The sequence below is a fragment of the Pseudomonas sp. PSB11 genome (genome assembly GCF_014596605.1).
Lineage (GTDB): Bacteria > Pseudomonadota > Gammaproteobacteria > Pseudomonadales > Pseudomonadaceae > Aquipseudomonas > Aquipseudomonas umsongensis.
The window spans coordinates 229,994-241,241 of record NZ_NOIO01000006.1 but is presented as its reverse complement, the minus strand read 5'-3'; the positions used below and the strand labels follow the sequence as shown (position 1 = coordinate 241,241).

Annotated in this window: 12 protein-coding genes; 4 read left to right on the top strand and 8 right to left on the bottom strand. The window is 59.5% G+C overall.

Annotated elements, in window-relative coordinates:
- The first annotated feature begins 31 nt into the window (after positions 1 to 31).
- Positions 32 to 550, top strand: coding sequence for an acyloxyacyl hydrolase (locus CGA21_RS10570; RefSeq protein ID WP_188264166.1), 519 nt, complete (start codon positions 32 to 34; stop codon positions 548 to 550).
- 60 nt (positions 551 to 610) lie between these two features.
- Here the strand turns inward: CGA21_RS10570 and CGA21_RS10565 are convergent, their stop codons facing one another.
- The 6 genes from CGA21_RS10565 to CGA21_RS10540 form a co-directional block, all read right to left on the bottom strand.
- Entirely contained in the window at positions 611 to 916 is a 306-nt protein-coding gene (locus CGA21_RS10565; protein ID WP_110751525.1) for a YkgJ family cysteine cluster protein, read from the bottom strand.
- An 85-nt stretch (positions 917 to 1,001) separates the two neighbouring features.
- On the bottom strand, positions 1,002 to 1,784 hold the full coding sequence (locus tag CGA21_RS10560) for an SDR family NAD(P)-dependent oxidoreductase (protein ID WP_188264165.1): 783 nt from the start codon (positions 1,782 to 1,784) through the stop codon (positions 1,002 to 1,004).
- Between the two features lie 72 nt (positions 1,785 to 1,856).
- Positions 1,857 to 3,302, bottom strand: a complete 1,446-nt coding sequence (gene phrB / locus CGA21_RS10555; protein WP_188264164.1) for a deoxyribodipyrimidine photo-lyase — start codon at positions 3,300 to 3,302, stop codon at positions 1,857 to 1,859.
- A 34-nt stretch (positions 3,303 to 3,336) separates the two neighbouring features.
- Positions 3,337 to 4,278, bottom strand: coding sequence for a MerR family transcriptional regulator (locus CGA21_RS10550; protein ID WP_188264163.1), 942 nt, complete (start codon positions 4,276 to 4,278; stop codon positions 3,337 to 3,339).
- The gene (locus CGA21_RS10545) at positions 4,278 to 5,237 is read right to left on the bottom strand and encodes a YbgA family protein (protein WP_188264162.1); all 960 of its coding nucleotides are present in this window, start codon (positions 5,235 to 5,237) and stop codon (positions 4,278 to 4,280) included. Before CGA21_RS10545 ends, CGA21_RS10550 begins: the two co-directional genes overlap by 1 nt.
- A 148-nt stretch (positions 5,238 to 5,385) precedes the next feature.
- Positions 5,386 to 6,372: an NAD(P)/FAD-dependent oxidoreductase gene (locus CGA21_RS10540; RefSeq protein ID WP_110751535.1), complete on the bottom strand. Its 987-nt coding sequence runs from the start codon at positions 6,370 to 6,372 to the stop codon at positions 5,386 to 5,388.
- A gap of 198 nt (positions 6,373 to 6,570) precedes the next feature.
- On the opposite strand from CGA21_RS10540, the gene CGA21_RS10535 reads away from it, so the two are divergent.
- Positions 6,571 to 7,473, top strand: a complete 903-nt coding sequence (locus CGA21_RS10535) for a TIGR01777 family oxidoreductase (protein WP_110751537.1) — start codon at positions 6,571 to 6,573, stop codon at positions 7,471 to 7,473.
- Positions 7,474 to 7,486: 13 nt separating this feature from the next.
- A complete protein-coding gene (gene hemH / locus CGA21_RS10530; protein ID WP_110751539.1) occupies positions 7,487 to 8,512 on the top strand; it encodes a ferrochelatase in 1,026 nt (341 codons plus the stop codon).
- A 97-nt stretch (positions 8,513 to 8,609) separates the two neighbouring features.
- On the opposite strand, the gene CGA21_RS10525 is transcribed toward hemH, so the two are convergent.
- Positions 8,610 to 9,884: a uracil-xanthine permease family protein gene (locus CGA21_RS10525; RefSeq protein WP_020799756.1), complete on the bottom strand. Its 1,275-nt coding sequence runs from the start codon at positions 9,882 to 9,884 to the stop codon at positions 8,610 to 8,612.
- A 2-nt stretch (positions 9,885 to 9,886) separates the two neighbouring features.
- Complete coding sequence (gene upp / locus CGA21_RS10520) at positions 9,887 to 10,525, bottom strand: uracil phosphoribosyltransferase (RefSeq protein ID WP_188264161.1); 639 nt, start codon at positions 10,523 to 10,525, stop codon at positions 9,887 to 9,889.
- A gap of 162 nt (positions 10,526 to 10,687) precedes the next feature.
- Between upp and CGA21_RS10515 the strand changes: the two genes are divergently transcribed.
- A complete protein-coding gene (locus tag CGA21_RS10515) occupies positions 10,688 to 11,245 on the top strand; it encodes a hypoxanthine-guanine phosphoribosyltransferase (RefSeq protein ID WP_020799757.1) in 558 nt (185 codons plus the stop codon).
- The last annotated feature ends 3 nt before the right edge of the window (positions 11,246 to 11,248 follow it).

Genomic DNA, 11,248 nt, shown 5'->3' with positions numbered 1-11,248 from the left:
CAAACGTAATCGTTGGGAAAAGGATGTTTCTATGAAGCGACTATTTTGCTTGGCCGCGATTGCGGCTGCATTGATGGGGCACAGTTTTACTGCGCAAGCAGCAGGCGTGGAGTTCGGAGTCGGTGAGACCGGCGAATCGACCATGACTTATCGATTGGGCATGCAATTCGATTGGGACAAGAGTTGGTGGCAGAGCGACGTTGGTCGTTTGACCGGTTACTGGAGCGGCGCCTACACCTATTGGGATGGCGACGAGACCAGCAGTAATCACAGCCTTTCATTTTCGCCAGTGTTTGTTTACGAGTTCGCCGGTCAAAGCGTTAAACCTTACGTCGAGCTCGGGTTTGGCGTGGCGGTGTTCGCCAGTACTGAAGTCGAAAGCAATGAACTGGGCAGCGCGTTTCAGTTCGAGGACCGCTTGGGTGTGGGCCTGCGCTTTGCCGGTGGGCATGAAGTCGGAATTCGCGCGACGCACTATTCCAATGCCGGGATTACCAGCCCGAACGATGGTATAGAAAGTTATGCACTGCATTACACGATGCCGTTGTAAGGATCACTGTTTGAGCGACATGCCCTGTGGGAACCAGCCTGCTGGCTCCCACATTGAGTTTCAGCGATACGCCGTCGAAATCCCTTGGCGCTCTTCGATGCACTCCGGCGCCCCCATCTCGAATTCCCTGCAGATCAGCGGGCGTTTTTCGTAGATGGTGCACATCATCGTGTTGCGATCCAGCGCGGCGCACCAGCCGTCGTCCAGGCGCAACATGACTTCCCCGCCCCAGTCATCGGTGTCGATGAATCGCTCGGGCACGCCGGTATCGGTGATCAGCATGACTTCCAGCTGGCAGCAGCAGGCTGCACAAGTCGAGCAGGTCACCGCCGGGGTGGCGATTTGTATGTGAGGGATGTTTTTCATGGCGCGCAGTGTAAGGCAGTCAGCCGCCACCGTGTGAAAGCTCTGACGGACGCTCAGTCGCGGGCATCCGCTGAAAGCCTTTTCATCACAACTGATCCATGATTGGCGGGCTGCTGCGAACCATGCGTTTGCCAATCGCCAACTTTGTCCGGTCGAGCGTTTTCGGTAGCGGCCACAGAGTGGACATCAACATCCCCGGTAGCGCGATCTCCAGTGGCCGCTGCCTGATTTCGTGGAAGATGTGCTGCGCCGCTTTTCCTGCCTTCCAGGAGAGTGGCATGGGAAACTCATTTTTCCCGTTCAGTGTCGTCTGGACGAACCCGGGATTGACCATTGTGACTTCGATCCCTTCCGGTGCGAGGTCAATGCGCAGGGATTCGAACAGGTAACGCATCCCGGCTTTGGAGCCGCCATAGGTTTCGGCGCGGGGCAGTGGCAGGTACGTCACCGAGCTGGCCAGGCCCACCAGGTGCGGCGCGGTGCCAGCGCGCAGCAATGGCAACGCGGCTTCGATGCAGAAGCTGCTGGCAAGCAGGTTGGTGCGCACCACATGCTCGATGATCGAGGCGTCGAACTGCTTGCCATTCACGTATTCGCAGGTGCCGGCGTTGAGGATGACGGTGTCCAGAGCGCCCCAGTCCCGAGCGATCCGTTCGCCGATCTCACGCACTGTCTGGCTGTTGGTCAAGTCGCCAGCGACCACCAATACTTTTCCGGGATAACGTTGGGACAAGACTTTCAGTGGGGCCAGCGAGCGGGCGCTAACGGCCAGGTGGGCGCCGCTCTTGAGTATTTCTTCAGCCAGCGCGGCGCCAATGCCGTTACTCGCACCGGTCAACCAGTATCGTCGCTCGAATGTAAGACTCATCCCATTCTCCTTCGCAGGCAGCCAACCGCCCGGCCATATTCCATCTGGTGTTCATAGAGACGCTGCAGGAGGCTATTCATGGAGGCTCCCGGCAGTCTGCCGCGACGGCAGGTTCTTGAAAGCAGCCAGGGCGCGGGCCCGGGAGCTGGACAGGTCGACGATCGGAGCCGGATAACCTGCCACACCGAACAAACCGCCAAGATGCGCCGGGTTATGCACAGCCTTTTTATCGAGCCCCGACAGTTGCGGGAGCCAGTGCTTGATGAACAAACCTTCGGCGTCGAATTTTTCCGACTGGCTCAGCGGGTTGAAAATCCGGAAGTAAGGCGCCGAATCGGTGCCGGTGGACGAACTCCATTGCCAGCCACCGTTGTTCGCGGCCAGGTCACCATCGATCAGGTGGCGCATGAAAAAGCGTTCGCCTTCGCGCCAGTCAATCAACAGGTTCTTGGTCAGGAACATCGCCACCACCATGCGCAAGCGATTGTGCATCCAGCCGGTTTCCAACAGTTGGCGCATGGCTGCGTCGATGATCGGCAAACCGGTGCGGCCCTGCTGCCAGGCGGCCAGTTCTTCAGGGGCGTTGCGCCACGCCAGGGCCTCGGTTTCCGGGCGAAAGGCACGGTGACGAGAAACCCTGGGGTAGCCCACCAGGATGTGTTTGTAGAACTCGCGCCACAGCAGTTCATTGATCCAGGTGATGGCGCCGACCTTGCCGCTTTCGAACTCGCCCTGGTTGCTTTGCAGCGCGGCATGCAGGCACTGGCGGGGCGAAATCACCCCGGCGGCCAGATAGGCCGAGAGCTGGCTGGTGCCGGGTTTTGCCGGAAAGTCGCGCTCGCTCTGGTAGTAGTCGATCTGTGTGTCGGTAAAGCTGTCGAGGCGGCGCCGGGCTTCGTCTTCACCGGCCGGCCACAGCTCACGCAGGCTATCGGGTGGGGCGTCGAACCCTTTGACCTGCGTCGGGATGGCGTCGCTGGCAATATTCAATGCCGTTTGCGCCAGTGGTGTGCGTACCAGGCTGGGCAGTGAATGATGCAGTCGTTCATAACAGACTTTGCGGAACTGACTGAAGACCTGAAAGTAACCGCCGGTTTTGGTCAGCACGCTGCCGGGCTTGAACAGCAGTTGATCGAGGTAGCCCTGGACCTCAATGCCTTCTGCTTTCAGGGCCTGGGCTACCGCTGCATCGCGGCGGGTTTCGTGGATGCCGTATTCATCGTTGAGATGCACCGCATCGATCTGCAATTGCCGACACAATTCGAGCAGCACTGCCGGTGCGTCATCCCAGCGTGAGGCATGGCGGATCAGCAGGGGAATATTCAACTGCCCCAGCGCACCACTCAACGCCTGCAGGTTGCGCAGCCAGAAGTCCACTTTGCAGGGGGCATCGTCATGTTCGCGCCATTGCTCCGGGCTCAATAGATACACCGCCACCGTCGGGCCACGGGCTGCCGCGGCCGAGAGGGCGGTGTTGTCATGCAGGCGCAAGTCGCTGCGCAGCCAGATCAATTGCATTGTTGTGTTCGCCCGTTTCATTGAACAAACGCCATTAGATGAGCCCGCGTTGAACGAGTGCCTGGTGCGCCGCCAAGGGGCTGTCGGCCAGGTACAAGTCACTGATTTCGGAAGTTATTGCGCACAACTCGGGGTGGTGGATGCTCACCGCGGCTCCGACGATCATTTTTGGGCAGCTAAGGCTGTTTAAAAGTTTCGGCAACGTTGAAAGTTTTATGGCTTTGCTGGAATACAGCAGCACGCCGCGTGCTTGCAGAAGATCGACAGCCAGTGAAAGTTCACCGGCGGGCAATGGCCAGTCAAACACTTGCACCGGGCAATCGGCACTGCTGATCAGCCAGGCCGTGAGCCACACGTGAGGTTCGAGTGGCAGATCCGAGTGATTGATCAACAGCAGTGGCGCGCCGTGTAACTGACGGTTGTTATGGTAGAGGCGCGCGCCAAATTTGCTTCTGAGCCAGGAGTAAAAAAATCCTCGCTCCATTTGCGTGCCGAACTGGCCTTGCCAGCGTTGTTCCAGTTCCGCCAGCAGGGGCATGAGTAACTGCTCGCACAGGGTGCGCGGCGGGTACAACGCCATGGCCTGGTTGATGGTGTCGTCCAGGGGGCGTTCGGTCAGCTGGGTGACGGCGGTGAACAGGGTATGGCGCAACACTTGCCAATCGTTTTCAACGAGCTCGCTGAAAGCTTGCGGTGTGTCGAGCAATTGCTTGACCTGGCTGACGGCCACGCCGCGGTTGAGCCAGGTGAGAATCGTCAGAATCCGTTGCACATGTTCAGCCGAGAACAGCCGGTGTCCCTTGGGCGTGCGGTGCGGCACGATCAGGCCGTAGCGACGTTCCCAGGCTCGCAGCGTCACGGCGTTCACCCCGGTCTGCCGGGCGACTTCGCGAATCGGCAGCCAGCCCTCGTCCAGGGCCTTCTTGAAGTCGGCACCAAAGTCTTCGCTGGCGCTGCTGTCGAGTCGGGATTTCATTAGATTGCGTTTCGCAGGCTGAGGTTTTCCGGGTGGGGTTGCAGGTACGCCTGCTGATCGATGTACGGGTCGGGATGCTGGCGAAAGTGATGCTTGAGCAACGTCAGCGGCACCACCAGTGGCACGATGCCTTGGCGGTATTGGCCGATCAGGTTTTGCACCTCTTTCTTGTCCTCGGCGCTGATGGCTTTTTTCAGGTAACCGCAGAGGTGCTGCAAGACATTGGTGTGGGTGCGGCGGGTTGCGCATTGCTTCAGGGCCGCCATCAACAGGCTGAAGTAGCGTGGTCCGAGCTCTTTCGGGTCGGTCTGCCCCATGTTGCCCAGCAAATTGCCGAGCGCTTTGTATTGCACCGGGTTGTGGGCCATCAGCAGGTACTTGTAGCGTGAGTGAAATGTTGTCAGTGCGCGGCGACTCAGGCCTTCCGGCAGCAACTGTTGCCAGGCGCTGTAGGCGAATACGCGGGTGATAAAGTTTTCTCGCAGCACCGGGTCGTTCAGCCGACCGTCTTCTTCCACCGGCAGGTCACCTTGCTGGGCACAGAACGCTTGGGCGTAGATGCCCCGGCCTCCACCCTTCTGCGGTGCGCCATTGACGTGGTAGACCTTGACCCGCTCCAGGCCGCAGGAAGGGGATTGCTGCATGAAGATGTAACCGCAGATATCGTCAAGTTCCGCCGCCATTTGCCGACCATAGTCCGCCAGCGGCCGGGTGACGTTGATCTCGCGGTCGACAGTGCCGACGGCCTGAGGTGCATCCGCATCCCCTACCAGTCGGATTGGCTGGCGCGGGGTGCCCAGGCCAATGGCGACTTCAGGGCAGATCGGGACGAAATCGAAATAATCGCTGAGGACCTGGATGCACAGGCGCGATGCCTTGTGCCCGCCGTTGTAGCGCACGTCAAAACCCATCAGGCAGGCGCTGATGGCGATTTTCGGTTTGGCAGGGGGCATGGGCATCGAACACCTCGGAATCTAAACCTGTACAGAGCTGAAAGTCTGTACAACATAGGTTCATCATAGATTCAAAGGTGTACAAGTCAAATTGTTTGTACAGGATTGTTGGCGGCTCCTACGGTTACCAGCCTTCAACTCGGTCTGATGCAGTTCACTGCAAGTGTGCATGCAAGCGTCGGGCAGCTTCCTGGCCGCTGAGCCAAGCACCTTCGACGCGTCCGGAAAGGCACCAGTCGCCGCACGCATACAGGCCCAGGTCCGCATCGGCCAGGGTGCCCCACTCATGGCTGCTGGCAGGGCGGGCATAGAGCCAGCGGTGGGCCAGGCTGAAGCTGGGTGCGGGCATGGCATCATGCAAGAGCTCGGCGAACGCGCCGTGCAATTGCTCGATCACTGCTTCTTTCGGCAAGTCGATATGTTGGCGACTCCAGGCACTGTTGGCGTGCAGCACCCAGGTGTCGAGGGTGTTGTCGCGCCCTGGTTTGCTGCGATTACGAGCCAGCCAGTCAAGCGGACTGTCCTGCACGAAGCAGCCTTCCATGGGGGTTTCCAGGGGCGTCTCGAACGCCAGTGCAACGGCCCAGGTAGGGTCCATTTTCACCCCGGCTGCGGCACCAGCGAGTTTTGGCGCGGAGGCCAGCAGCGCGGTTGCCTGGGGGGCCGGGGTGGCGATGACCACATGGCTGAACGGACCATGGGTGAAGCCTTCGGCATCCTGCAGGTGCCAGTGTTCTTCGCCGCGGTACACCTCGGTGATCCGGCAGGCGAAATGCACCTCCAGGTCGCCCAGCAGGGAGCGGGTGATTGCGCTCATCCGCGGGGTGCCAACCCAGCGCGTCTGTTCGTCCGGCGACAGATCGAGCCGACCACCATGGAAGGTGTACAGCTGCGGTGTCCATTCGGCGACCCAGCCCCGGGCCTGCCAGCGCTGGACTTCGGTGACAAAACGACGGTCGCGGGCGGTGAAATATTGCGCACCCATGTCCAGGGCACCCGCATCGCTGCGCTTGCTCGACATGCGTCCGCCACTGCCGCGGCTTTTATCGAAAAGTTGCACGACATACCCCAGGTCGGTCAGGGCTTGTGCGGCTGAGAGTCCGGCAATGCCGGTGCCGATGATTGCGATAGGTACAGTCATAAGGGCCTCGTTTACCTGTCTGTACAGACTACGCCGGGGTTGAAACCTGTACAATATTGTTTTTTGGTATAACTTTCAGCGTTCTCGTTCTGACAGCTTGGCCTATTGTTAAACACAGAGCCTACCCGATACCAAAAGATCCCTTGCTTATAAAAATAGACTAGTGATCAGAGTAAAACGCCACGCGAGGAAGAAGTCATGCACATATTGCTGACCGGCGGTACTGGTTTGATAGGACGTCAGCTCTGCCGGCACTGGTTGAGTCAAGGGCATCGCCTTACCGTCTGGAGCCGCACGCCTGCAAAGGTCGCCAAGATCTGCGGCGCCCAAGTGCGCGGCATTGGGCGGCTTGAAGAAATCGGCCAAGACCCGCTCGACGCCATCGTCAATCTGGCCGGTGCCCCCATTGCCGATCGCCCATGGACCCACAAACGCAAAGCCCTGTTGTGGAGTAGCCGCATCACCCTGACTGAAAGCCTGCTGGCATGGCTCGAAAGCCGTGAACAGAAGCCGCCGGTCCTGATTTCTGGGTCCGCGGTCGGTTGGTATGGCGATGGCGGTGAACGCGAACTGACCGAGGATTCACCACCGGTCATCGATGATTTTGCCAGTCAGTTATGCATTGCCTGGGAGGAAACCGCCCAGCGCGCCGAAGGTTTGGGCATTCGCGTGATTTTCATTCGTACCGGACTGGTGTTGTCGGCAGAGGGCGGCTTTTTGTCGCGCCTGTTGATGCCGTTCAAACTGGGGCTGGGCGGGCCTATCGGCAGTGGCCGGCAGTGGATGCCGTGGATCCATATCAACGATCAAATTGCCCTGATTGATTTTCTTCTGCACCGGCAAAGCGCCAGTGGTCCTTATAATGCCTGCGCGCCCAAACCGGTGCGCAACCGAGAGTTCGCCAAGACGTTGGGCAGCGTGCTGCATCGCCCGACGTTCATGCCCATGCCGGCCCTTGCATTGAAGGTCGGCCTGGGTGAATTGTCATTGTTGTTGCTGGGCGGCCAAAAGGCAGTACCGGCTCGCTTGCTGGAAGCGGGATTCACTTTCCAGTTCACTGATTTGCGCGCGGCCCTGGACGACCTTTCCAGCCGCCTTTGAAATAGGACGTTGCATGACCGATCACGCGTTGCTTCTGGTCAACCTGGGCTCACCGGCTTCCACTTCGGTGGCGGATGTGCGCAGTTACCTCAATCAATTTTTGATGGACCCGTATGTGATCGACCTGCCATGGCCGGTGCGACGCTTGCTGGTTTCGCTGATTCTGATCAAGCGCCCCGAACAGTCGGCGCATGCCTACGCATCGATCTGGTGGGACGAGGGTTCACCGTTGGTGGTGCTCAGCCGTCGCTTGCAACAGGCTATGACTGAGCAGTGGCATCACGGCCCGGTGGAATTGGCAATGCGTTATGGCGAGCCATCGATTGAATCGACATTGGTACGCCTGGCTGCCCAAGGGCACAAGAAGGTCACCCTCGCACCCCTCTATCCACAGTTCGCCGACAGCACCGTGACCACGGTGATCGAGGAGGCCAAGCGAGTGGTGCGCGAGAAGCGGCTGGATGTGCAGTTTTCGATTCTCCAGCCGTTCTACGATCAACCGGAATACCTCAACGCGCTGGTGGCCAGCGCCAACCCGTATTTGCTGCAGGGTTACGATCACCTGTTGTTGAGCTTCCATGGATTACCGGAGCGGCACCTGAGCAAGATCGACCCTACCGGTCACCATTGCTTCAAAAGCACTGATTGCTGCCAGACCGCTTCGCCAGAAGTATTGGCGACCTGCTACCGCGCCCAATGCCTGCGCACGGCATCCGAGTTCGCCAAGCGCATGGGATTGCCGGACGACAAATGGTCGGTGTCGTTCCAGTCGCGCCTTGGGCGCGCCAAGTGGATCGAACCCTACACCGAGGCTCGCCTGGATGAGCTTGGCAAAAGCGGCGTGAAAAAGGTGCTGGTGATGTGCCCGGCATTCGTGGCCGATTGTATCGAGACGCTGGAAGAAATCGGCGATCGGGGGCTGGAGCAGTTCCGCGAGGCGGGAGGGGAGGAGTTGGTGCTGGTGCCGTGCCTCAATGATGATCCGCAGTGGGCGAAGGCGTTGAGCGCGTTGTGCGAGCGAGCACCGCTGGTGCTTTAAAAGCTTCGCGAGCAGGCTCGCTCCCACAATTGATCTCCTCTGTGGGAGCGAGCCTGCTCGCGAAAGCTATTTCATCGACGGTGATGAACTCAAGGCATTACAACAGCGGATCTTGCGCCTTCTTGTGCTTCCAGCTGTCATTGCCGGGCAGGATCAGGTTCAGCGCAATCGCCACCACCGCGCACAGCGCGATGCCTTTGAGGCCGAAATCGTCCGGGCCTGTGCCCGTGCCGACCAGCACGCCGCCAATACCGAACACCAGCGTCACCGAGACGATCACCAGGTTGCGTGCTTCACCCAGGTCGATCTTGTGGCGAATCAACGTGTTCATCCCCACGGCCGCAATCGAGCCGAACAACAAGCAGAGAATCCCGCCCATCACGGGTACCGGAATGCTTTGCAGCAGCGCACCGAATTTGCCGATGAACGCCAGGCTAATGGCGAAGATCGCCGCCCAGGTCATGATTTTCGGATTGTAGTTCTTGGTCAGCATCACCGCGCCCGTCACTTCGGCATAGGTGGTGTTGGGCGGACCGCCGAACAGGCCGGCGGCGGTGGTGGCAATGCCATCGCCCAGCAGGGTGCGATGCAGGCCAGGCTTCTTCAAGTAATCGCGACCGGTCACGCTACCCACGGCGATCACGCCGCCAATGTGCTCGATGGCTGGGGCCAGGGCTACCGGAACGATGAACAGGATCGCCTGCCAGTTGAATTCTGGCGCGGTGAAGTGGGGAATGGCGAACCATGGTGCAGCGGCAATTTTCGCGGTATCGACCACGCCAAAGTAGAACGACATGGCAAACCCGACGAAGACGCCGGAAATGATCGGCACCAGGCGGAAAATGCCTTTGCCGAACACTGCGACGATCAGGGTGGTCAGCAACGCCGGCATCGAGATCAGCATCGCCGTCTGGTAATGAATCAATTCACTACCATCGCCGGCCTTGCCCATCGCCATGTTGGCGGCGATCGGCGCCATTGCCAGGCCGATGGAGATGATCACCGGGCCAATCACCACCGGTGGCAGCAGGCGATCAATGAAGCCGGTGCCTTTGATTTTCACTGCCAGGCCGAGGAACGTATAGACAAAACCGGCCGCCATCACGCCGCCCATGGTCGCAGCGAGGCCGAACTGGCCCTTGGCGAGAATGATCGGGGTGATGAACGCGAAGCTCGATGCCAGGAACACCGGCACCTGGCGCCCGGTGACGACCTGGAACAATATCGTCCCCAGGCCTGCGGTGAACAGTGCCACGTTGGGGTCGAGCCCCGTGATCAGCGGCATCAACACCAGGGCGCCGAAGGCCACGAACAGCATCTGGGCGCCAGACAGCACCGTGCGCCAGAGCGGATCGTTGAACTCTTGCTGCATGCTCACGCGTCCTTCTGCTTGGTGCCGAAGATCTTGTCGCCCGCATCGCCCAGGCCCGGGATGATGTAACCGTGTTCGTTGAGCTTCTGGTCAATGGACGCGGTGTAGATGATCACGTCCGGGTGAGCTTTCTCGACCACGGCAATACCTTCTGGTGCAGCAACCAGGACCATGGCGCGGATGTCCTTGCAACCGGCTTTTTTCAGCAGGTCGATGGTGGCAACCATCGAGCCGCCGGTAGCGAGCATCGGGTCGATGATCATCGCCAGGCGTTCGTCGATTTCCGGTACCAGCTTCTCGAGGTAGGTGTGGGCTTCGAGGGTTTCCTCGTTGCGGGCCACGCCCACGGCGCTGACTTTGGCGCCCGGGATCAGTCTCAGCACGCCTTCGAGCATGCCGATACCGGCACGCAGGATCGGCACGACGGTAATTTTCTTGCCGGCGATTTTCTCGACCGACACGGTGCCGCACCAACCTTCGATATCGTAGGTTTCCAGCGGCAGGTCTTTGGTGGCTTCATAGGTCAGCAGGGCGCCGACTTCCTGAGCGAGCTCGCGGAAATTCTTCGTGCTGATGTCTGCGCGGCGCATTAGGCCAAGTTTGTGACGGATCAGCGGGTGGCGGATCTCGAGGATGGGCATGGGAAAGGCTCCGGCGGCGGGCAAAAAAACCGGGCTAGATTAATCTATCCGAGGGTGATGTCCTATAGACATAGAGTACGTTAGTCCACAATCGCTTGATCTGGCCTCACTTGATGCGTACCTTTGCCGACTTTTCCGAAACTGCCCCCCCTGGAGAGCGCCATGTCCGCTGATCTCGAGCATATCCGTCAAATCATGCGAGAGGCTGACTGCCTGTACACCGAAGCTGAAGTCGAGGCGGCCATCGCCCGTGTCGGTGCGCAAATCAACGAACAATTGGCGGACAGCAATCCGGTGGTGTTCTGCGTGATGAACGGCGGGTTGATTTTCTCCGGCAAACTGCTCACCCATCTGCAATTCCCGCTGGAAGCCTCCTACCTGCACGCCACCCGCTATCGCAACGAAACCAGCGGCGGCGAACTGTTCTGGAAAGCCAAGCCTGAAGTGTCGTTCATCGACCGAGACGTGCTGATCATCGACGATATCCTTGACGAAGGTCACACCCTGGGTGCCATCATCGACTTCTGCAAGCACGCTGGCGCGCGTAAAGTGCACACTGCCGTGCTGATCGACAAAGACCACGACCGCAAGGCTCGTCCGGACCTGAAGGCGGATTTCGTCGGTTTGCCGTGCATCGACCGTTACATCTTCGGCTACGGCATGGACTACAAAGGCTACTGGCGCAACGCCAACGGGATTTTTGCCGTTAAAGGAATGTAAGAC